General features: G+C 68.7%; 20 protein-coding genes. 13 read left to right on the top strand and 7 right to left on the bottom strand.

Annotated features, from left to right (window positions below):
* Positions 1 to 34: 34 nt before the first annotated feature.
* The 3 genes from BLU81_RS31705 to acs form a co-directional block, all read right to left on the bottom strand.
* Entirely contained in the window at positions 35 to 451 is a 417-nt protein-coding gene (locus BLU81_RS31705; RefSeq protein WP_092549535.1) for a hypothetical protein, read from the bottom strand.
* 120 nt (positions 452 to 571) lie between these two features.
* Positions 572 to 2,911 carry an immune inhibitor A domain-containing protein gene (locus BLU81_RS31700; RefSeq protein WP_092557913.1) on the bottom strand — a complete coding sequence of 780 codons (2,340 nt, stop codon included), beginning with the start codon at positions 2,909 to 2,911 and terminating at the stop codon, positions 572 to 574.
* A gap of 309 nt (positions 2,912 to 3,220) precedes the next feature.
* Positions 3,221 to 5,182, bottom strand: coding sequence for an acetate--CoA ligase (gene acs / locus BLU81_RS31695; protein WP_092549533.1), 1,962 nt, complete (start codon positions 5,180 to 5,182; stop codon positions 3,221 to 3,223).
* Between the two features lie 212 nt (positions 5,183 to 5,394).
* Here acs and BLU81_RS31690 point away from each other — a divergent pair, with 212 nt between their 5' ends.
* Both BLU81_RS31690 and BLU81_RS31685 read left to right on the top strand, forming a co-directional pair.
* Positions 5,395 to 6,126 (top strand): Fic family protein, encoded by a 732-nt coding sequence (locus tag BLU81_RS31690; RefSeq protein ID WP_092549530.1) that lies wholly within the window; start codon positions 5,395 to 5,397, stop codon positions 6,124 to 6,126.
* Positions 6,127 to 6,146: 20 nt separating this feature from the next.
* A complete protein-coding gene (locus BLU81_RS31685; protein ID WP_092549528.1) occupies positions 6,147 to 6,626 on the top strand; it encodes a PH domain-containing protein in 480 nt (159 codons plus the stop codon).
* A gap of 721 nt (positions 6,627 to 7,347) precedes the next feature.
* On the opposite strand, the gene BLU81_RS31675 is transcribed toward BLU81_RS31685, so the two are convergent.
* Both BLU81_RS31675 and BLU81_RS31670 read right to left on the bottom strand, forming a co-directional pair.
* On the bottom strand, positions 7,348 to 8,157 hold the full coding sequence (locus BLU81_RS31675) for an HAD family hydrolase (RefSeq protein ID WP_092549525.1): 810 nt from the start codon (positions 8,155 to 8,157) through the stop codon (positions 7,348 to 7,350).
* Positions 8,158 to 8,482: 325 nt separating this feature from the next.
* The gene (locus BLU81_RS31670; RefSeq protein WP_092549521.1) at positions 8,483 to 8,839 is read right to left on the bottom strand and encodes an STAS domain-containing protein; all 357 of its coding nucleotides are present in this window, start codon (positions 8,837 to 8,839) and stop codon (positions 8,483 to 8,485) included.
* A gap of 226 nt (positions 8,840 to 9,065) precedes the next feature.
* Here BLU81_RS31670 and ssd point away from each other — a divergent pair, with 226 nt between their 5' ends.
* From ssd to BLU81_RS31635, 8 genes are all read left to right on the top strand, one after another.
* On the top strand, positions 9,066 to 10,115 hold the full coding sequence (ssd, locus tag BLU81_RS31665; protein WP_197686472.1) for a septum site-determining protein Ssd: 1,050 nt from the start codon (positions 9,066 to 9,068) through the stop codon (positions 10,113 to 10,115).
* Complete coding sequence (locus BLU81_RS31660; RefSeq protein WP_092549518.1) at positions 10,112 to 11,338, top strand: TadA family conjugal transfer-associated ATPase; 1,227 nt, start codon at positions 10,112 to 10,114, stop codon at positions 11,336 to 11,338. The genes ssd and BLU81_RS31660 overlap by 4 nt, the downstream gene beginning before the upstream one ends.
* Positions 11,326 to 12,216, top strand: a complete 891-nt coding sequence (locus tag BLU81_RS31655) for a type II secretion system F family protein (protein WP_092549515.1) — start codon at positions 11,326 to 11,328, stop codon at positions 12,214 to 12,216. The genes BLU81_RS31660 and BLU81_RS31655 overlap by 13 nt, the downstream gene beginning before the upstream one ends.
* On the top strand, positions 12,213 to 12,581 hold the full coding sequence (locus BLU81_RS48690) for a hypothetical protein (protein WP_157751854.1): 369 nt from the start codon (positions 12,213 to 12,215) through the stop codon (positions 12,579 to 12,581). Before BLU81_RS31655 ends, BLU81_RS48690 begins: the two co-directional genes overlap by 4 nt.
* Before the next feature lie 50 nt (positions 12,582 to 12,631).
* Complete coding sequence (locus tag BLU81_RS31650) at positions 12,632 to 13,276, top strand: type II secretion system F family protein (protein ID WP_092557909.1); 645 nt, start codon at positions 12,632 to 12,634, stop codon at positions 13,274 to 13,276.
* A gap of 203 nt (positions 13,277 to 13,479) precedes the next feature.
* The gene (locus BLU81_RS31645) at positions 13,480 to 13,608 is read left to right on the top strand and encodes a DUF4244 domain-containing protein (protein WP_231954844.1); all 129 of its coding nucleotides are present in this window, start codon (positions 13,480 to 13,482) and stop codon (positions 13,606 to 13,608) included.
* Between the two features lie 53 nt (positions 13,609 to 13,661).
* The gene (locus BLU81_RS31640) at positions 13,662 to 14,012 is read left to right on the top strand and encodes a TadE family type IV pilus minor pilin (RefSeq protein ID WP_092557907.1); all 351 of its coding nucleotides are present in this window, start codon (positions 13,662 to 13,664) and stop codon (positions 14,010 to 14,012) included.
* A 220-nt stretch (positions 14,013 to 14,232) separates the two neighbouring features.
* Positions 14,233 to 14,619: an Rv3654c family TadE-like protein gene (locus tag BLU81_RS31635; RefSeq protein ID WP_092549509.1), complete on the top strand. Its 387-nt coding sequence runs from the start codon at positions 14,233 to 14,235 to the stop codon at positions 14,617 to 14,619.
* Here the strand turns inward: BLU81_RS31635 and BLU81_RS31630 are convergent.
* The gene (locus BLU81_RS31630; protein ID WP_092549506.1) at positions 14,578 to 15,870 is read right to left on the bottom strand and encodes an acyltransferase family protein; all 1,293 of its coding nucleotides are present in this window, start codon (positions 15,868 to 15,870) and stop codon (positions 14,578 to 14,580) included. The genes BLU81_RS31635 and BLU81_RS31630 overlap by 42 nt on opposite strands.
* On the bottom strand, positions 15,867 to 18,245 hold the full coding sequence (locus BLU81_RS31625; RefSeq protein WP_092549503.1) for a DEAD/DEAH box helicase: 2,379 nt from the start codon (positions 18,243 to 18,245) through the stop codon (positions 15,867 to 15,869). The genes BLU81_RS31630 and BLU81_RS31625 overlap by 4 nt, the downstream gene beginning before the upstream one ends.
* Positions 18,246 to 18,357: 112 nt before the next feature.
* Here BLU81_RS31625 and BLU81_RS31620 point away from each other — a divergent pair, with 112 nt between their 5' ends.
* From BLU81_RS31620 to BLU81_RS31610, 3 genes are all read left to right on the top strand, one after another.
* Entirely contained in the window at positions 18,358 to 18,714 is a 357-nt protein-coding gene (locus tag BLU81_RS31620; protein WP_092549500.1) for an STAS domain-containing protein, read from the top strand.
* Complete coding sequence (locus tag BLU81_RS31615) at positions 18,711 to 19,151, top strand: ATP-binding protein (protein ID WP_092549497.1); 441 nt, start codon at positions 18,711 to 18,713, stop codon at positions 19,149 to 19,151. Before BLU81_RS31620 ends, BLU81_RS31615 begins: the two co-directional genes overlap by 4 nt.
* 413 nt (positions 19,152 to 19,564) lie before the next feature.
* The gene (locus BLU81_RS31610) at positions 19,565 to 21,976 is read left to right on the top strand and encodes a sodium-translocating pyrophosphatase (RefSeq protein WP_092549494.1); all 2,412 of its coding nucleotides are present in this window, start codon (positions 19,565 to 19,567) and stop codon (positions 21,974 to 21,976) included.
* Positions 21,977 to 22,002 lie beyond the last annotated feature (26 nt).

Raw genomic sequence — 22,002 nt, 5'->3', positions numbered from 1 at the left:
TGCCGGGCCGTGGCGAAATGGAGCCGCACCGTGATCATTCAATCGGTTCCGAGGCGGTCATCGCCATCAATGTGCCGGGACCGCAGTAGATCCGGATCGGAGTGGTCTCCAGCTGGACCTTCACCCGGGCGCCCTTGGCCAGTTCGGTGCCGGCGGTGCTGTAGAGCGCGTACCGTTGGCCGTCGTCGGCGAGCAGGCCGTAACACGGACCCTTTCCTCCGATGGTGACCATACCGGCGATCCAGCCGGTCTCCGGCAGATTGTCGGTCGGCTCCTTGGGCGGCTTCTCGGTCAGTGTGATGGTGGGCAGTGGGCTGGCCGAAGTCGAAGTCGGGACCACCGGGGATGGAGCGGACGAAGCGGCGGGCGAAGCCGCGCTGTTGGCGCATCCGGCGATGACCGCTCCGGCGGCTACGGCCAGACCGATCCGGTACGTGGCTTGAGTGCGCATGAAACTGATCCTTCCCGCGTAAGTCGTCGATGATGGGACGAATCGCAGGGGTAAACGGTTCCCGTACGAGGGACGGCGCCCGGGGAGAACCCCGGGCGCCGCCTTTGACGAACTCGTGGATCAGTAGACCCCGACGGTCAGTGCCGTACCGACCTGGCCGAGCACCGCGATCTTGACGCCGACAGCGGGGAGCTTGACGCCGTGGTTCGGCAGCTCCTCGTAGAAGTACTTGTCCTTGTCGTTGAAGACGGGCTTGCCGAGCAGCGGCTTGATGACCGACTTGACGCCGTTCAGGTGCAGCGTCATGCCGTCGGTCGGGTAGAAGCCGAACGGCGCGTCGTAGACCTGGACCCGGGCCCGCCACGGAACCCCGGTCGGGTTCAGGTTCGGCTTCGGGTGCGCGTCGATGTAAAGGTTGCGACCCTCACCGGGGTGGACGTTGGTGTTGTTGTCCGCCTGCGAGGTGTCCCAGTAGGAGATGAGCAGACCCTGCTGGTAGTTGTAGTGCTCCACCCAGTCCGGCTTGGTGTTGGCGAAGCCGAAGTTGTACGGACCGGTCTCCAGGTACTTGTCGTACGAGGTGTAGGTCCGGTTACCCGCGATGTAGTAGTGCGGGAACGTCTGGGTGGCGGTGCCGCCCACGATCGTGAAGCCGCCCAGGGTCCACGTCGAGGTGGCCTCGGCGCCCTCGGTGGAGACGACCGCGCCATCGGCGGTGACGGTCAGCTCGTCGCCGAAGAAGCCGCCCTCGGAGACACCACCGTCGGTCATGTAGTGCAGCCGGAAGTCGACCTTCTGACCCGCGTACGCGTCGAGCGGCACGTTGATGCCGACCCAAGCGCCCTCGGACGAACCGCTGATCGCCGGGCTGCCGGCGCCGTCGGCGATGAACGGAGCGCCGCCGACTGTGCCGTTGAGCTTCGTCCAGTTGGCGCCGGCGTCGGTGGACACCTCGGCGTAGAGGTAGTCGTAGTCGAGCTCGATCGAGTACCGGCCCTGGAGCGAGACACTCGCGCTGGTCTTGCCGGTCAGGTCGATCGACTTGGACAGCGAGGTGTTCAGATCGTCGACGTTGCCCGAGAAGAACTGTTTGGTGCCCGCGTACGGCGCACCGAGGTCGGTGGTGACCTGCTTGTCCGGCAGCTGTACCACCAAGGCCTGCTTCTTCTTGGTGTTGAACTCCTGCGGACCGAGGTTGACGACCTTCTTGGCGCCGGCCTTGACCGTCTCGTAGTCGAGCCAGCCGAGCTGGAGCTTGTTCCACGCGCCGAGGTCGCCGGGGCGGGTACCGATGCCCTGGTCCTTCTTCGCGCTCAGACGGCTCTGCGCCATCAGCGTCCAGTACTCGTTGTTGTTGTCACCGAGACCGCTGGTGTCGTAGTCGTCCGGGAGGCCCAGGTCGTGGGTGTACTCGTGGACGAAGACGCTCAGGCCACCGTTCTCCGGCTGAACCGTGTAGTCGCCGACCCACAGGTCACTGGTGCCGACCTTGGCGCCGCCGAGCTTGTTGTTCGCCGGGCCGGTGAGGCCGATGCTGCTGGAGTAGGCGTACCAGCGGTGGCTCCAGATCGCGTCCTCGCCCTGGTACGGGTCACCGTCGGCCTGGTCGCCTCCGGAGTGGACGATCTGGAAGTGGTCCAGGTAACCGTCGGGCTCGTTGAAGTTGCCGTCACCGTCGAAGTCGTAACGGTCGTAGACGTCGTACTCCGCCAGCGCCGCGTTGACCTGGGCCTCGGTCTTGCCGGAGGCCTTCTGGTCCGCGTACCACTGGTTCACGCCGTCCTGGACCAGCGCCCACACGTTGGTGCAGTTGCTGCTGGAGCAGACGTTCGGGTCGTCACCGTTGGCGTCGTTCGGGATGTCGTTCGACCGGCCGTAACGGGCCTCGTTGTACCGGACCTTGACCCAGTCGGAGACCTGACCGTCGACGCTGTAGCGGCCGGACGACTGGGTCTCGAAGTAGGTCTTGACCGACTCGGTGTCCTTGCCGGTGCCGAAGTACAGCTTCCGGAAGTACTCGGGCGAGTAGTCCGACTGCCAGATCGTGCTGTTGTCGACCTTGCGGTCCGGTGCCGGGATCGCGTTGTGCAGCGGGCCTTCGAAGGTCGAGGGACCGGCGTACGCCGCGGTGGTGTCCTGGTCCGGGAAGTTCGGGTGCCGCTCGTTGCCGAACTCGGTCAGGATGACGAAGATCTTGTCGGTCTTCTCCCGGGCGAGTTCGACGTACTGGTTCTTGCCGGCCCGGCCGAAGCCACCGTTGCCGTACGTCTTACCGAGGTTGACGATCTTGCTGCCGTTCCGGGTCTCGACCTGAGCCTTACCGCTGAACACCTCGGAGACTGCCTGCTCGCGCAGTGCGCGGCGCTTCTCCTCGAGGGGGTTGGGAAGGTCATGGTCGTCGGCGTGAGCGGACTCACTGGCCGGCGCAGCCGGGGCTGTTTCCGATGGTGGCGCCGCCATTGCCAGCGTCGGGGTGAATGCCCCGACGCCGGTCACGACCACGGCGCCGAGCAGTCCTGCGACCACCTTGCGCACTACGTTTACCTCCGCTTTCGCCAGCCGGATACACACGGGGTACGGGCGTCCGGCGTGAAACGGTCCCGATGTTCGGGGCTCAGGTGAACGTATGCAAACCAACTGATGTTCGGGGAACGTGGAGGATATTGATGACCAATGGTTATTCGATATGACCATGGCATAACACCAGAACCGGCATATACGACGAAAGGCTGGTAGTGCCTGCGCACTACCAGCCTTTATTGAAATCTGTCAGTCTTCGGATTTAGCCGTTTTCAAACCGGACGAGATGAGATCCATCACTGCTGAGTCCTGCAGCGTGGTCACATCGCCCAGCGACCGGTTCTCCGCCACGTCCCGCAGCAGACGCCGCATGATCTTCCCGGACCGGGTCTTCGGTAGTTCGGCCACCAGCATGATCTGCCGCGGCTTGGCGATCGGGCCGAGTGTCTTGGCCACGTGATTGCGCAGATCCTTGATCAGCGCCTCACCCGCCTCGCCGGCGGTGTCCACATTGCCGCGCGGAATGGTGAACGCGACGATCGCCTGACCGGTTGTCGGGTCGGCCGCGCCGACCACCGCGGCCTCGGCCACCGACGGGTGCGACACGAGCGCCGATTCCACCTCGGTGGTCGAGATGTTGTGCCCGGAGACGAGCATGACGTCGTCGACCCGGCCGAGCAGCCAGAGCGCGCCGTCCTCGTCCTTCTTCGCGCCGTCCCCGGCGAAGTAGACCCCTTCGAACCGCGACCAGTAAGTGTCGATGAACCGCTTGTCGTCACCCCAGATGGTGCGCAGCATCGACGGCCACGGCTCGGTCAGCACCAGGAAGCCACCGCCGCCGTTCGGCACCGGCTGGCCCTGGTCGTCGATCACCTCGACGCCGATGCCGGGCAGCGCGGTCATCGCCGAACCCGGCTTCGCCGCGGTCACCCCGGGCAGCGGTGAGATCATGATCGCGCCGGTCTCGGTCTGCCACCAGGTGTCCACGATCGGGGTGCGCTCCCGGCCGACGTGCTCCCGGTACCAGATCCACGCCTCCGGGTTGATCGGCTCACCGACGCTGCCAAGGACACGCAGGGACGACAGGTCGTACTTCGCGGGGATGTCGTCGCCCCACTTCATCATGGTGCGGATCAGTGTCGGCGCGGTGTAGAGGATCGACACCTTGTACTTGTCGACGATCTGCCAGAACCGGCCACGGTCCGGAGTATCCGGTGTGCCCTCGTACATCACCTGGGTCGCGCCGTTGGAGAGTGGACCGTAGACGATGTACGAATGGCCGGTCACCCAGCCGATGTCGGCGGTGCACCAGTAGACGTCGGTCTCCGGCTTCAGATCGAAGACCGCGTGATGCGTGTACGAGGTCTGGGTCAGGTACCCGCCGGTGGTGTGCAGGATGCCCTTGGGTTTACCGGTGGTGCCCGAGGTGTAGAGGATGAAGAGCGGGTGCTCGGAGTCGAACGGCTGGGCCTCGTGCGTGGGGCTGGCCTGCTCGACCGTCTCGTGCCACCACTTGTCCTTCGCCGTCCAGGCCACCTCCTGGCCGGTCCGGCGGACCACCAGCACGTGCTCGATCCGGTCGCCCCGGGCCACCGCCTCGTCCACAGTCGGCTTGAGAGCCGACGGCTTGCCCCGGCGGTAACCGCCGTCCGCGGTGATCACCACCTTGGCGTCCGCGTCGTCGATCCGGGTGGCCAGCGCGTCCACCGAGAAGCCGCCGAACACGACACTGTGCGTCGCCCCGATCCGGGCGCAGGCGAGCATCGCCACCGCGGCCTCCGGGATCATCGGCAGGTAGATCATCACCCGGTCGCCGGCGGTCACACCCAGGTCGGTGAGCGTGTTGGCCGCCTGGCTGACCAGTTTCAGCAGCTCGGCATAGGTGACCGTGCGGGTGTCGCCCGGCTCGCCCTCCCAGTGGATCGCGACCTTGTCGCCGTTTCCGGCTTCGACATGGCGGTCCACACAGTTGTACGCGATGTTCAGCTCGCCACCGACGAACCACTTGGCGAACGGCGGGTTCGACCAGTCCAGGATCTGGTGCCATGGCTTGGCCCAGGTCAGTCGCTCAGCCTGTTTCGCCCAGAACGCCAGCCGGTCGGACGCGGCCTCCTCGTAGGCCTCGGCAGTCACGTTCGCGTTCGCCGCGAGGTCCGCGGGCGGCGGGAACTGCCGTGTCTCCGAGGACAGATTCTCCAATGTCTCACTCATGAGAGCGGCTCCTCACCGTGACCGGGATCTCTTCAACTGCACACTAGTTGCGCCGGAGCGGTTTACGGCCCTGCCCGCGCCCGATGGTCCCGTGCGCGCGCTGACTGGCGCATAGATGCTCACTACTGCGCGAATCTTGCCAGTTACGCGCTCATTTGTGCACCCCATGTTTCCGCTGTTTTACCGCCGACCACGTTCACTACCGTGGTCATGTGGATCCACTCGCCCCGTTGCTCGACCTCGCCGATGTCGGGCCAGCCTTCGCCGCCGCCCGAGAGTCCGTCGACGCCGCCCACCGGCACCGCGCCCTGCGCAAACACGGCGGCCAGGTCGCCGCCGAAGTCAGCCTGCGTGCCGCAGTCGCGAGCGCCGCCCTCGAAGGCAACATCTTCGACCGCGATGAGGTACGTGGGGGAACAGTCACCGACCCGGTGGTGCAAGGCGCCCTGCGAGTCGCCGAAGCCCTGCCCGGACTGGTCGACCTGTGGTCCCGCGCGCCCCGTCAGGTGCTCGCGAAACTGCACGTCCTCGCGGCCCGCGGCGTGGTCCACGACCACGACCTGGGGCGGCTCACCTCCGGCGCCGACCGGATCGACGCCCTGGCCGGTCTGGTAGCCGGCAACGAGACCACCCCGCCGATGCTTCTCGCCGCGATCGTCCACGCTGAGTTGATCACGCTGCGCCCGTTCGCCGGCCCGGCCGGAGTGGTGGCCCGAGCCGCCGCCCGCCTCACCCTGATCGGGCGTGGTCTCGACCCGCGCGGCCTGGTCGGTGTCGAAGTCGGCCACCTCGAGCGTGAACCGGAGTACGTCGGCTCGGCCGGCGCCTACGCCACCGGCACGCCTGACGGGGTGCGGTCCTGGCTGCGGCATTACGCGGCCGCGATCACCGCCGGGGCCGGTGAAATCATCGTCATCGGTGATGGAGTGCTGGCCACCGCATAAGCGGCGGCATACTTCATCGTGTGGCTTCGCACTGGATCCGCCCCTACCCGCCCGGAACGGGCCGTTGGCTAGTGATCGCCTGGGAGGCCGCCGCGCTCGGACTCCTGACCTGGGCCTCGATTCGCCAGTTCGACCTGATCGGGCACGGGGTCCGGGCGATCACCGGAGTGCTCGCGGTGGTCTGGGTGATCGGCGCCTGGCGGATCCTCCAGCACGGCGTCTACGTCAGCAGCCACGGTTTGCTGATCCGTGGCCTGGTGCGGTCCCGGACCATGTACTGGCGCGACATCGCCGCGGTCCACCTGCACCGCTCCACCCACAAACTGGGCTGGTGGGAACTCCAGGACGACATGACGGTCCTGATCGAACGCCACGACGGCGCCACGATCAACACCGAACTGTGGGCTCAGGGCGTCGACTTCCACGCCCGTCCGAAACTCTTCCGAGCCGTCTACCAGGAGATCCGCAGCCGCCACCAATCGGCGGCCGGTTCCTCCTGACCGGCTCGATCAGGCGGCGTCGGGGAGCAGGACGACCTTGCCGGCCACCGTGCGTGACTCGACGAGGGTCAGCGCGGTAGCGGGATGCGGGCGGCGACCTGCGGGGTGAGGACATCGGCTGCCAGCAGCTTCAGGACCTTAGAGGGCGCCGTGCCGTAGGAGACCAGGGTGTTGCCGCGGCGCAGCAGCTGCCAGGAACGGACCAGGTCGTCGTCGCCGACGTGGTCGAAGACGAAAGGTCGTGAGTCCCGAGAATGTAAAAGCCGGCGTCCCTCGCGGGGCGCCGGCTTTGCGCGTCCGGACCGGGTTATCAGGCGTGCACCTGGGTAGTTGTCGGCGGTCCTAGGCCTACGAGAGGCGAAGGTCCCGCCGCAATCTGCCTGCCGTGGCTGATCGCGCGTGGGTTCCCGGTGGCCGTGCACGGTTCCCGTTCAACGAGCCCCGCCCATTCTTTCTACGCCGCCCACCGCAAGATCACCAGATTTCCACCAACACCAAGACCAAAAGGCCAAATACTCAGACCGCTTTCGTACGTTCCCGAACAGCCCCGTAGCCCCACGCCAGGCAGGCGTCGCCCCAGGTCACCCCCGACCGCCGGGCCGAATGCGATGGCCACCGCATTCGGCCCGGCGGTCGCTGGGTGACCTTGCCGGGCGCATTGCCGGCGTTGTGGCTACGGGACTCTTGTGGGGCGTACCGGAAAAATGGTTTGAATTTGGGGTTAAGCGACCGGGGTGGTGGTGGCTCGGGTGCGGCGGTGGCGGCCGTAGAGGGCTACGCCGATGGCTACGCCGACGCCGAGGCTCAAGGCGGCTGCTACCGGGACTGCGGGGCGGTCGCGGAGGCGCCGTCCGAGCGGCACGGGGTGGCGGAATTCGAGGACCGGCCAGGTTCGCTGGACGGCGACTCGGCGTAGTGTCCGGTCCGGGTTCACGGCGCTGGGGTGGCCGACCGCTTCCAGCAGCGGGAGATCGCTGCTGGAGTCCGAATAGGCGTAACACTCGGTCAGGTCGTAACCGCGTTCGTCGGCCAGTTTGCGCACACCGACGACCTTTGCGGGGCCGGCCGCGTAGAACTCGACCAGACCACTATATCGACCTTCGGTGATCGCCATCCGAGTCGCGATGACGTCGGTGATGCCGAGCAGCGCACCGATCGGGCGGACCATCTCGTCGCCCGAAGCCGAGACCAGGACCACGTCCCGGCCAGCGGCTTGATGTTCGGCGATCAGCGCGGCAGCCTCGGCGTAGACATAGGGGTTGATGAGATCGTTGAGTGTCTCGGCGACGATCTGCTGCACCTGCTCCACACTCCAGCCCTTGCACAGGGCGGCCATGTAGTCACGGGTGCGAGCCATCGATTGCTCATCAGTGCCGCCGCCCAGCCGGAACATCAGCTGGGCATAGGCGGTTTTCACCACGTCACGGCGGCTGATCAGGCCATCACGGTAGAACGGCCGTCCGAAAGCCAGCGCGCTGGACTTGGCGATGACGGTCTTGTCGAGGTCGAAAAACGCGGCGCTCAAGCCCACGGGCCGAAAGTGTAGCCGCAACCCGCCCGGCACGGCCGCCCCGTGTGGACGACGCGCCCGCCGGTGACGCGCAGTGAAAACGGTCAGGCGGGTAGTGAGTGCCCGCACCGGCCATATTCGGTACTCGACGGGGAGCCTGATGCTGAGGCAAACTTGTCTTTGCTACTGACTTAGTGCCGCCTCGGCTGCGGTGAGTCATATCGGTAGCGAGTCATCTCGGTTTCCGGTGATTGCGCCCCCCGTGATCACCGGGCGATTCGGCTCGACCCCCCCGGAGCCGAATCCAAGGGCGGCCCCCGTCTCCCCCGACGGGGGTCGTTCCCTTTCAGGAACCGGTCGCCTGAGTCTGCGCGGTGTCGATTCCCACCTCGACCAGGCCGAAGAAGTCGGAGAGGCCGGTCACGGCCAGCACTCGGCGAAAGTTGTCACTCGGATTGACCACCCGGAAGTCGACACCGTGTGCCGCCGCCGTGCGATAGCCAGCGATCAGGGCACCGAGGCCGGTCGAGTCGATGAACGTGGCGTCGGTCAGGTCCACCAGGAGCAACTGCGGCGAGTGGTCGGTGACGACATCGTGCAGGCCTTGGGCCATCTCGTCGGAGTTCGAGTAGTCGAACTCGCCGACGACGGAGACGGTCACCACGCCGTTATCGGCGAGGTTCGTCCGGATCGAAGTCTCCACAGCCACTCCATCAGTCCGTCTGAAGCATCCCAACATACCCAACCACCGCTCGGGCACACCTGCCTGCTTAGCAGATCACCGTTCGAAGGTGCCGGCCGTCCACAGCGGCGATCTGTCCACAACGGCCGGTTGCCGGGCCGATCCGGGCGCGGCGAAGGTGAGCGCCAACCCGCCGCCCGTCCTCGCTGGAGGTCACCGAATGCCCGGCCCGCGCCGCCCTCTGATCGTGACCGCCGACCCCGACCTGCTCGACGAATTGCTCCGGCTCGCCGCCGCGGGTGGAGCCGAGACCGAGGTGGCGCCCGACCCGGCCGGAGCCCGGTCCCGCTGGACCGGCGCACCGTTCGTGCTGGTCGGCATCGACCAGGCCGCCGCCTGCCTGCGTGCCCGGCTGCCCCGTCGCGCCCGTGTCATCCTGATCGGGCAGGCGGGCACCATCACCCCGGAATGGCACACCGCCGAGCTGCTGGGCGCCGAGAACGTGGCGGTTCTGCCCGAGGCCGCCCTCTGGATCGTCGACCAGTTCCACGACCGGCCGGCGCGCCCGGTCATCGCCCGCACCGTCGCGGTGATCGGCGGCCGTGGCGGCGCCGGCGCAAGCACCCTCGCTGCCGGGCTGGCCACCACCGCGGTCCGCAACGCGTTCCGGACCCTGCTGATCGACGCCGACCCGCTCGGCGGCGGCCTCGACCTGGTTCTCGGCTGGGAGGACGTCGGCGGGCTCCGCTGGCCGGCCCTGACCGAGGCTGACGGGCGGGTCGACCCGCCGGCTCTGCTGAAGGCCCTGCCACACCGCGGCGACCTGGTTTTGCTCTCGTTCGACCGGGCCGAGTTGCCCGGCGTGCCGAGTGAGGCGATGGCCGCGACACTGCACGCCGCCCAGCGCGCCCGGGACGTGATCGTCGCCGACCTGCCCCGGCAACTCGACGCCGCGGCCGTGCTCGCACTTCAGGCCGCCCACCGGACCCTGCTGGTCGTGCCGGCTGAACTCCGGGCCGCCGCTTCCGCCCGGCGCACCGCTGACACCGTCCGGGAGCACTGCGAGAACCTGGCTGTCGTCGTCCGCGGCCCGGCCCCCGGAAAACTGCGGCCCCGGGACATCTCGACGGCCCTGCACCTGCCGCTGGCCGGCACCATCCGGCCGGAGAAGACGGTCTGTCAGGGGATCGAGGAAGGCCTGGCCCCGACGGCGACCGGCCGTGGCCCGCTGGCCGCCCTCTGCCTGCGTCTCATCAGCGACCTGACCGGCACCGAGCTGAAAGCGGACGCGGCATGACGATCACCGACGAAGTGCGGAGACGATTCGCGTACGAGGGAACCGAAGCGACGCCGGCTGCCGTCGTCACCGCCGTCCGCCGCGACAAAGCGGTCCTCGGCGACACAGCAGTCCTCCGGATCGCCGGACAGGTGCGTGACGAACTCGTCGGCGCCGGGCCGCTGGCACCGCTGCTCGCCGATCCGGCCGTCACCGACGTGCTCGTGAACGACCTCGAAGTCTGGATCGACCGGGGTGCCGGACTGGAACGAGCCGCCGTCACCTTCAGCGACACCGGCGAAGTCCGCCGCCTCGCCCAGCGTCTCGTCGCGGCTTGCGGACGACGACTCGACGACGGGCAGCCGTACGCGGACGCCCGCCTCCCCGGCGGGACCCGGCTGCACGCGGTCCTGCCGCCGGTCGCCACCAGCGGCCCCTACCTGTCGCTGCGAACCTTCCGGCAGCGCCCGTTCAGCCTCGACGACCTGATCCGGTACGGCACGGTCACCCCCGCGGCAGCCACCGTGCTCGCGGCCATCGTGGAGGCGCGGCTGGCATACCTCGTCACCGGCGGCACCGGCAGCGGCAAGACGACCCTGTTGGCCACCCTGCTCGGGATGGTCCCGCCGACCGAACGGATCGTGCTCGTCGAAGACGCCGCCGAACTTCAGCCGGTCCACCCGCACGTCGTCACCCTTCAGGCCCGAACCGCCAACGTCGAAGGCGCCGGAGCCATCGGCCTCACCGACCTGGTCCGGCAGGCCCTACGGATGCGTCCCGACCGGGTCGTCGTCGGCGAATGCCGAGGCCCGGAGATCGTCGACCTGCTCGGTGCGCTCAACACCGGGCACGAGGGCGGGGCAGGGACACTGCACGCCAACGCGCCCGGCGATGTTCCGGCCCGGCTGGAAGCGCTCGGTCTGCTCGGTGGCCTGCCCCGGGCCGCCCTGCACGCCCAGGTGGTGGCGGCGTTGCAGGTCGTGTTGCACGTTCGGCGTACGAGTTCGGGCCGTCACCTGGACTCCATCGGTGTCCTCCAGCCCACCGGCCCGGACCGGCTGGCAACCGTGATCCCGGCATGGCATCGGGACTGGGGTGCCGGGCCGGGCGCCGGCGCCCTGGCTCAGCTCTTCCGGGACCGCGGTATCACGGTGCCGCCCCCGATCGTCGACCTCTCGAATGCCGGCCTCGCGGTTGCAGGTCTCTCGAATGCCGGTCTCTCGGATGACGGGTGGCCGGTGTGAACTGGCTGCTCGCCGCGTTGTTGATCGTTGCGGCTGTCGTCGCGGCCCGGCCCGGGTCGGCGGCCCGGGAACGGCTCCTCGGCCCGCGTACCTGGATCGACCTGCCCCGGATACGCCGCGCGGCCGTGTCCGGCGGTCCACGGCTGGCTGCGGTGGCGGTCGGGATCGTCACCGTGGCGGCCGGAGTCCTCGGCGGGCCGGTCGGCGCGATCGTCGCCGCCGCCTACGCCGGGCTCGGTGCGCACGAATGGGATCGCCGGATGAAGCGCCGGCGGATCGAGACCCGGCGGGCTGCCGACCTGGACGAGATCGCCCACCTGGTGGCCGAGCTCCGCGCCGGCATCCCACCGGTGATCGTCGCCGCGTCCCGGACCGGTCCGGCCGACCCTGACACCGAGCCTCTCGGCCTCCCAGGCCTCGGCACTGGATCTCTCGGCCTCCCGGACCCCGGCATCGGATCTCTCGGCCTCCCGGGCCCCGGCGCGGGGCGATCCGTTTCGCGCGGGTATGAGGCGGCTCGAAACGGTTCAGCCGGGCCGGATGCTCGGCTTGAGCGGCTCACCTCGGCCGTCTGGCACCTCGCCGAGCGCACCGGTGCGCCCGCCGCCGACCTGCTCGAACGGATCGAGCGGGACGCCCGGGCGGCTGATCGTTCGGCTCGGGCCGCCGGTGCGCAGGCGGCCGGTTCCCAGACCACGGCTGTGATGCTCACCGCGCTGCCGGTGGCTGGGATCGGAATGGGCTATCTCATCGGCGGCGACCCGCTCGATGTGTTGCTCTACACGCCCTGGGGCGCCGGGTGCGCGATCGGAGCGTTGATCCTGCAGGTCGCCGGTCTGAAATGGGCCCAGCGGCTCACCGCGAAGGTGACGGCGTGACCTGCGGGGTGGCGGCGCTGCTGAGGCCGGGCGGGCCGGTCCGGGTGCCGCTGCGGGACTGCTGCGTCGCGGCGCTGCTCGGCGCCGACGGCGTGACCACGACATCCACCTGCCTCGCGACATCAGCCACCAGAAGTCCAGTACCCGCCGACCTATCGGTTGCCGCTGAACTCTCGGCACCCGCTGAACTCTCGTCAGCTGCCGGCCTGTCGTTCTCCGCCGATGTCGGTGCGGGTCTCTCCTCGCCTGTCGGTGTGGCGGCGTCTGTCGACGTCGATGCTCCTGTCGGTGTGGATGCGGGTCTGGAAGATCCGTTGGGTCAGGTTCTGGCGTCCCGGGTTCCGGTTGGCGAGGTGTCCCGGTGACCGGGGTCGTCGTGGCCGGGTGCACGGTGACAGCCGCCGTTCTGCTGCTGATGCCGCCGCGACGGTCTCGGCCGCCGAAGGTGCCGATGAAGAAGGAAGGGCAACCACGGACCCGGCTGGTGCTTGCGCTGACGAGCGGGCTGGCGGTGGCCGGACTGATCGGCACCCTGTGGGGTGTACCGGTCGGCATGGCAGCCGGTGTCGCGGTGGATCGCTTCCTCCGCCGGCTCGAACCGGCGGAGGTACGCCGGGAACGCGCCGAAGTGCTCGCTGACCTGCCACTCGGCGCGGACCTGCTGGCTGCCGCGCTGAAGGGCGGAACCGCGGTGGACAGTTCGATCGCCGCGGTCGCCGAAGCCCTGGGCGGGCCGCTCGGCGCCCGGCTGCAGCGGACCGCCCGGTCATTGCGGCTCGGGGCGGCACCGGGGGAGGCCTGGTCGCACCTGGCCGGGGTACCGCAAGCCGACCGGCTGATCGCTGCGGCCGTCCGGTCCAGCGCGAGCGGCGGTGCGCTGTCCGGTGCGCTTGAACGCCTCGCCCGTGACCTGCGCTCCGACCGTGCGGTGGCGGCCGAAGCCGCTGCCCAGCGGGCCGGTGTCCTGATCGTTCTGCCGCTCGGGCTGTGTTTCCTGCCGGCGTTCCTGCTGGCCGGACTCGTCCCGGTGCTGGTCGCGATCGTCCGGGAGGTGATGTGAGCGCCACGACTGTCCGGTGCTGCTGTGCGCGCTCGGCTCCGAGTGGGTTCTCGGGCCATGAAGACCCGCGGTGCTGATCGGCGCCGCGTCTGTGGAAACACCCGGTGCGGCGTGACTGGCGCCGCACCACGTTACGAGGAGGTCCAGTGCACAACATCGTCGTCCGGTTCCGGCGGCTTCAGGCCGAGGCCGCGGATGCCGGGATGAACACCGCTGAGTACGCCATCGGCACGGTCGCCGCGGTGGCCTTCGCCGGTGTGCTGCTCAAAGTGGTGACGAGCGGCTCGGTGCAGGCGGCCCTCAACGCGGTGATCGGGCGGGCTCTGAAGTGAGACGAAGCCGGCAGCCCGGCCGCGACGGAGCCCGGGACACGTCGAGGTCCGGAATCGGCGGCGACCGGGACCGGGGTGCCTTCACCGCTGAACTCGCGGCCGGGCTGCCGGCGCTCATGCTGCTGCTCAGTTTCGGGATGACCGCGGTGTCGGCGATCGCGATCAAGATGCAGTGCCAGGACGCGGCGCGGGAGGCGGCGTTGGCCGAGTCGCGTGGCGAGCCGCCCATGGACGTAGCGGAGCGGATCGCCCCGAACGGCGCCTCCATCCAGGTGGGCGGCGACGGAGACAGCGTCACCGCCGAGGTCCTGGCACCTGTCCGAATGCTCGGCTGGGACCTGCCCGGCGTCGTCGTCCGCGGCTATTCGGTGGCAGCCCGTGAGCCGGAGCAGATCGGTTTCTGAGGTCGGCGCCCGTCCAGCCGGGCCGGATCGGGTTCTGAAACCGGCGCCTGCCAGTCGGCCCGGATCGGGTTCGAAAGTAGTGCCTACCGGCCTGAACAGGTCGGGTTTGAGGTGGCGGCCGGCGCGGCGGTGATGCCCGGTCGTGGAGAGAAGCGGTTGCGAAAGGAAGTGGGCGCAGGAGGAAGCAGATGCGGAAGGAACAGGTACGAGAGGAGGGGAAATGCGTGGTCTGGAGCGGGATGACCGTGGGGCGGCTTCGGTCTTTGTCCTGGCGGTGGGGCTGGTGGTGGTCCTTGTGGGTGTGGCGGGAGCGACCGTCGGGGCCGCCCGGGTTGCTCGGCATCAGGCAGGGAACGCCGCCGACTTCGGGGCGCTTGCCGGTGCCGGGCACACCATCGAAGGGCAGGCGGCAGCCTGTGCCGTGGCGGACCGCTATGTGCGAGCGAACGGCGCCCGGATGACCGGCTGTGCCGTCACCGGGTTGGAGATCGTGGTCCGGACATCGGTGCGGTTCGGGAGCTTCCCGGCCGGTGCCGAGGCAGCGGCACGGGCCGGACCGGTGTCCTCAGTGGTGGGAGGCGTCCTGGAGTCGCCCGTCGGGCGGTGAGTTCCGCCGCCGCTGATCGACGGCGGTGCCAGCGCCGGGGCTGGCAGCGGTGCCGAGTTCGGTGCCAGCCCCGGGGTCGGCGGTGGCCGCGGCCTTGCCGGACGCGGCCTTGGCGGCTTCGGTGGTCTCGGTGGCGGAGATCTGGCGGATGTCGGTGATGGCCTGGCGCATGACTCGGCGGAGCCAGCGGCTCAGTGGGCGTTCCGCATACCGGTGGACCAGCCAGGCCAAGCCCAGCACCAGCAGGATCGCGTTGGTGATCAGGAGCCAGGCGGGCAGGCCGGTGTGTTCGTGGGTGTAGCGGACGAAGCTGTATCCGATCCGCTGGTGCAGCAGATAGAACGGGTAGGTGAGGACTCCGGCGGTGGTGAGCCAGCTCCAGCGGATCCGGTCGGTCCAGCCGAGGGCGATGACCAGGACCACCGCGAAGGACAGCGTGACGATGACGAAGCCGGGCCAGGTCGGTACGTCGAAGCCGGGATTGACGTCGGCGACCCGGTCGTCGACGCGTTTGACGCTGACCAGCCAGGCGAAGCCGATGATCGCGAAGAGCAGCGGTGAGCGGCCGAACTTGTAGACCAGGAACGCGGCGATGCCACCGATGAAGTAGGGCGCGTATTCGGGGATGGCGACGACGTCGACGATCCGGCTGTCCACGGTCGGCCCGATCACCGCGACGGCCATCCAGACAGCGCAGAAGATCACTGTGCGGCGGTAGGTGAGACCGAACGCGACGAGCGCGGCGAACAGCAGGTAGAAGCGAAGTTCGACGAAGAGTGTCCAGTAAACGGTGTCGACCATGGCGACGCCCAGCGGTTCCTGCAGCATCGTCATGTTGACTGCGATCTCGCCCAGGTCCGGGGTCCCGGAGACGGGAACGCCGCCGGCGACCGGGAACAACCCGACCACGACCGCGGTGATCAGGATGCAGACCCAATAGGCGGGGTAGAGCCGGCCGACCCGGGAGACGAAGAACTCTCCGAGCCCGCGCCGCCAGCTGCTCATGCAGATGACGAACCCGCTGATCAGGAAGAACAGCTCCACCCCGAGGAAGCCGTAGATGGCCAGGTGGGAGAAGTTCGGCAGGAAGTGCTGGGGTGGGCTGTGCCCGTCGATGCGCCACGAGACGCTGAGGTGGTAGACCGCGACGGCCAGGGCGGCGACCAGGCGCAGGCCGTCGAGGGCCGCGAGACGGGGCCCGGGCGCACGGCTGCTCGGCGTCTCTTCACGGGTCATCGGGGAGCGTGTCATCGGGGAGCGAGGTTACCGGTTGTGGGCAAATGAGCAAGCACGGTTTCGAGCACTTTGACCGCATCATGCTTGTTGAGTGGATTGTTTCCGTTGCCGCACTTGGGGGACTGCACGCAGGAGGGACAGCCGCTGTCGCAGACGCAGGACGCGATCGCTTCCCGGGTGGCGCCCAGCCATTCGGCCGCGGTGCCGTAGGCCCGTTCGGCGAATCCGGCGCCGCCGGGGTGCCCGTCGTAGACGAACACCGTCGGTGCCTCGGTATCGGCGTGGTTGGCGGTGGACAGGCCGCCGATGTCCCAGCGGTCGCAGGTGGCGATCAGCGGCAGCAGGCCGATCCCGGCGTGTTCGGCGGCGTGCAGCGCCCCGGGGAATTCGCTGGGTGCGACTCCGGCCGCGATCAGGGCCTGCGGCGAGACGGTGAACCAGACGGCGACGGTCCGCAGTTCGCGGATCGGGAGGTCCAGCGGCCGGGTGTCGATGACCTCGCCACTGCGCAGGCGTCGCCGCTGGTAGGAGACGACCTGGTTGGTCACGTCCACTTCACCGAGGAAGAGCCCGACCGGACCGGCGTCCATGTACGACCGGACGTTCACCACCGACAGGTTCGTGACGTCCCGGGCGTGCGTGGTCCAGTCGGGTTCCTCCTGGTGCACGAGGGCGATGGCGTCTTCGAGGTCGAGGTCGTCCACCACGTACGACACCCCTTGGTGCAGGTGGACCGCCCCCGGGTGCAGCATCGCGTGTGACGACCCATGGTCGACGGTGCCGAGCAGCCGCCCGGTGGCCGCTTCGACGACCGAGACCGGGGCCCCGCCGGTGCCGCGCAGGTCGACTTCGGGGCGGCCGCGATGGGTCCAGTACCACCCGGACGGCCGTTTCCGGAGAACGCCCTCGGCGACGAGCTGGCCCACGATCGCGCCGGCGGGTTCGCCGAACAGGTCGAGGTCGGTTTCGGTGAGGGGCGCTTCGGAGGCGGCGCAGCACAGTTGCGGGCCGAGCACGTACGGATTCGCCGGGTCGAGGACGGTGGCTTCGACGGGTCGCCCGAACACGGCTTCGGGATGGTGCACGAGATAGGTGTCGAGCGGGTCGTCCCGGGCGATGAGGACCGCGAGCGCTTCCTGCCCGGAACGTCCGGCCCGCCCGGCCTGCTGCCACAGCGACGCCCGGGTGCCGGGGTACCCGCAGATCAGCACGGCGTCGAGCCCGGCCAGGTCGACGCCGAGTTCGAGGGCGTTGGTGGAGGCGAGCCCGAGTAGTTCGCCGGAGAGCAGGGCGCGTTCGATGGCCCGCCGGTCCTCGCGCAGGTACCCGCCCCGGTAGGCGGCGACCCGGTCGCCGAGTCCGGGAACGGCTTCGTTCAGTGACTGCCGGGCGAGTGACGCGACGACTTCGGCTCCGCGCCGGGACCGGATGAAGGCGAGCGTCCGGGTGCCGGCGATCACGGAATCGGTGAGCAGGTCGGCGGTTTCGCGCAGGGCTGATCGCCGGATCGGCGGAGCATCCTCAAGATCTTCAGAAGCCGAAGAGGGCGAAGAAACCGAAGAAGCCGAAGAGACCGGCAGCAACGGCGGCTCCCACAGGGCGAACGTCACCGCCCCACTAGGCGAAGCGTCTTCAGTGACAGCTGTCACAGGAAGGCCGGTCAATCGTGACGCGGAACCGGCCGGATCACCCGACGTGGCCGAGGCGAGGATGAAGGTGGGCGACGACCCGTACCGCGCGGTGGCCCTTCGCAGTCGCCGAAGAACGTGCGCGACGTGTGACCCGAACACGCCCCGATAGGTGTGGCACTCATCGATCACCACATAGCGCAGACGCCGCAGGAACACGCCCCAGCGCCCGTGTCCGGGCAGCAGGCTGTGGTGCAGCATGTCGGGGTTGGTGAGCAGGAACCGGGAGTGCTGCCGGATCCACTCGCGCTCCTCACGCGGGGTGTCCCCGTCGAAGGTGGCCGGCCGGATCCCGTCCAGCCCGAGTCGCCGTAGGGCCCGCAACTGGTCGGCGGCCAGCGCTTTGGTGGGTGACAGATAGAGCACGGTCGCCTTAGGGTCCTCGGCGAGCGCATTGATTGCCGGCAGCTGGTAGGCGAGGGATTTCCCCGAGGCCGTCCCGGTGGCCAGCACGACGTGTGTGCCCTCTCGGGCGAGGGTGGCCGCGGCTGCCTGATGCTCCCAGGGCGCAGTGACTCCCTGTGCAGTGAAGGCGTCGCGAACCGCCGGATCGGTCCAGGTGGGCCACGGTGCCGTGCGGCCTTCACGGGCGGGAACCCGCTCGATGTGTGTGACCGGCGACACCGCCGAAAAGGTCGTCCGGGCCCGCAACCGGTGCAGCAGCTCGGTGGGACCGAAGGCGGTGGAGGTCACGCATTGCACTGTGACACCCGTATGGCCCGAACCTCAAACGGGTAGGACGGTGGGTGCCATGCGTCGCCCGCGAACGGTCGGTGGTTAGATTTCGCGGGGGAGAGATCAGGAAGGAGGACCGATGGAGCTGTCACTCACCACCCGGACCGTCGCCGAGCACACTGTGCTCGAGGTCGGCGGAGAGGTGGATGTCTATACCGCCCCCCGTCTGCGCGAGCGTCTCATCGAGCTGGTGGATGCGGGTGCGCGCAATGTCGTGGTGGATCTGGAGCGAGTCGACTTCCTCGACTCCACCGGGCTCGGCGTGCTGGTCGGCGCCCTGAAGCGGCTGCGTACCGCGCACGGGACCTTCGGGCTGGTGTGCGCGAAGGAGCCGTTGCTCAAGATTTTCCGGATCACCGCGCTGGATCAGGTCTTCCCGATCTTCCCGACGGTCGAGGTGGCCACCGAACGCGACGGCAGCGGTCCCGCTTCGTGATGGCTACCGTCCGACTCTCCTTCTCTCCGGCCCCGGTGCATGTGCGCACCGCCCGTCTCGTCGGTGTCGCTGTCGCGCGCCGCGCCGGGGTCGCGGAGGAGTTGCTCGACGAGGTCCGCCTGGCGATCGGTGAGGCCTGCACCCGGGCGGTCACCCTGCATCGCCAGTACGGCTTGACCGAGCTCGTCACCGTGGAGATGTCCGATGCGGATTCCTACACGGTCCGGGTGATCGACCACGCCCCGATCGAGGCGAGCGTGGGTCTGACGAAGCTGCCGCCGGACGATCTGGCCGACGAGTCGCTGACCGATGACGCTCTCACCACCGGTGTCGGCTTCGCGCTGCTCGCCGGTTTTGTCGATGACCTTCAGGTGCGCCCGGTGGACGACGGCCCCGGCACCGAGGTCCGGATGGTCTGGCCGGTCACCCGCCGCTGAGGGCGGCACGACCAGGATCAAACCCTTGCTCGGGTACGCCTGACGAACGGCACCCGAGCGTGCGGCCATCGGCCCACCTTTTCGAGTGATCTTTCCCAAAATATCCGTATATTTCGGACAGCTGCCTTCAGTCTGGCCCTGACCATGCCGCCGGACTGGCCTGGCGAGACTGTGCTGTCCCGAGGCGTGTGTCCGAGATCGAGTTCTGATTAACACAACGGTGATCATCATCGCGACACGGCTGGTGCCACATGTGACGACCGACACGTAAGACCTATACAGTACGCGAGTTGTCAGCTACTTACCGGCCTCGCGTCCGCAGGTCTGGTCGGTCGTTCCCCGGCTCCTCGGGGAATGCGCCCGGAGGTCTCGTCCACCGCCCGGGCGCCATCGGTGTAACAGGAGGACATTGAATGTCCGGAGGCTCGATAGACCTCGCCGCCGAGGGTGGCGGAGCATCCCTGAGCGGTTCAAACATCACTTTCGTCGTCGTCGCGCTGGTGTTCGCCCTGGTCGCGTTGGGGTTTGCAGCCGCGTTCGTCCAATCGGTGCTGCGGACGGCCCGCGGCACACCGAAGATGCAGGAGATCGCGGGCGCCGTGCAGGAGGGCGCTTCGGCGTACCTCTTCCGGCAGTTCAAGACACTCGCGATCTTCGTCGTCATCGCCGTCGTCCTGCTCTACCTCCTACCGGTGCACGAGACCGACAACGAGACCCTGGTCAAGATCGGTCGCTCGTTGTTCTTCATCGTCGGCGCGGTCTTCAGTTCGTTCATCGGCGGTGCCGGCATGGCGCTGGCGACCCGGGCGAACGTGCGGGTCGCCGCGGCCGCCAGTGAGGAGGGTGGCCGGGAGAAAGCGATGGGCATCGCCTTCCGTACCGGCGGCGTGGTCGGTTTCCTCACCGTCGGCCTCGGCCTGTTCGGTGGCGCGCTGGTCGTGCTGATCTTCCGCGGTGACGCCCCCACGGTCCTGGAGGGCTTCGGGTTCGGCGCCGCGCTGCTGGCCATGTTCATGCGAGTCGGCGGCGGCATCTTCACCAAGGCCGCGGACGTCGGCGCGGACCTGGTCGGCAAGGTCGAGAAGGGCATCCCGGAGGACGACCCGCGCAACGCCGCGACCATCGCCGACAACGTGGGCGACAACGTCGGCGACTGTGCCGGCATGGCCGCCGACCTCTTCGAGTCCTATGCGGTCACGCTGGTCGCGGCCCTGATCCTGGGTTCGGCCGCGTTCGGTCAGGACGGTCTGATCTTCCCGCTGATCGTCTCCACGATCGGTGTGCTGATCGCGATCATCGGGGTCTTCATCACCCGGCTGCGGGCCAGTGACCGCAACGGTCTCACCGCGATCAACCGGGCCTTCTACATCTCGGCCGTCATCTCGGCGGTCGCGGTGGCCGCGGTCAGCTTCGTCTACCTGCCGAACACCTTCGCCGGTTTCGGTGACGCCAGCATCGACGCGGACATCCTGAACAGCGGTCAGAACCCGCAGATCGTCGCGATCGGCGCGGTCGTGATCGGCATCGTGCTGGCCGCCGCCATCCAGGCGCTGACCGGCTACTTCACCGAGACCAACAGGCGCCCGGTGCAGGACATCGGCAAGTCGTCGCAGACCGGTGCGGCCACCGTGGTCCTGGCGGGCATCAGTGTCGGCCTGGAGTCGGCGGTCTACTCGGCGCTGCTGCTCGGTGCCGGTGTCTTCGGCGCGTACCTGCTCGGCGGCACCTCACTGACGCTGTCGCTGTTCGCGGTGGCGCTGGCCGGTACCGGTCTGCTCACCACTGTCGGTGTCATCGTCGCGATGGACACGTTCGGCCCGATCTCGGACAACGCGCAGGGCATCGCCGAGATGTCCGGTGACGTCGACGAGCGGGGCGCGAAGATCCTCACCGAGCTGGACGCGGTCGGCAACACCACCAAGGCGATCACCAAGGGCATCGCGATCGCCACCGCGGTGCTCGCGGCCACGGCGCTGTTCGGGTCGTACACCAACAGCCTGGCCAGCTCGATGACCGCGGCCGGGGTGACCGACGTCGGCGCCGAGATCCTGGCGCAGCTCAACATCTCCAACCCGCGCGCGCTGGTCGGCTTGCTGATCGGTTCGGCAGTGGTGTTCCTCTTCTCCGGCCTGGCGATCAACGCGGTGTCCCGGTCGGCCGGTGCCGTCGTGATGGAGGTCCGCCGCCAGTTCCGCGAGTTCCCCGGGATCATGGATTACACCCAGCGCCCGGAGTACGGCCGGGTGGTCGACATCTGCACCCGGGACGCGCAGCGTGAGCTGCTCACTCCCGGTCTGCTGGCGATCATGGCCCCGATCGCGGTGGGCTTCGGCCTGGGCCCGGGAGCACTGGCCGCCTACCTGGCCGGTGCGATCGGTACCGGCACGCTGATGGCGGTCTTCCTGTCCAACTCCGGTGGCGCGTGGGACAACGCGAAGAAGCTGGTGGAGGACGGGGCGTTCGGTGGCAAGGGTTCCGAGGCGCACGCCGCCACGGTCATCGGCGACACCGTCGGCGACCCGTTCAAGGATACCGCCGGCCCGGCCATCAACCCGCTGCTCAAGGTGATGAACCTGGTCTCGCTGCTGATCGCCCCGGCTGTGGTGACCTGGAGCTACGGCGCGGACGCGAACCCGGCGCTGCGGATCGGTATCGCAGTGCTCGCGGTGGCGGTGGTGACCGCCGCGGTGGTGTGGAGCAAGCGCAAGCCGATCGCGATCGGTGACGAAAGTTCGGCGGCCGCGTCCGCCGGGGCCACCGACACGGCCAAGGCGGTGCAGGACGCTCGGACCACCGAGTCGTCCCGGGTCAAGGACAACGTCTGACAAAGGCCCGCAACGTGCGCGAAGGG

The sequence above is a fragment of the Actinoplanes derwentensis genome, from assembly GCF_900104725.1.
Classification (GTDB): Bacteria; Actinomycetota; Actinomycetes; order Mycobacteriales; family Micromonosporaceae; genus Actinoplanes; species Actinoplanes derwentensis.
Note: the sequence above shows the minus strand (reverse complement) of the source record. Positions and strands in the feature narration are given on the sequence as shown.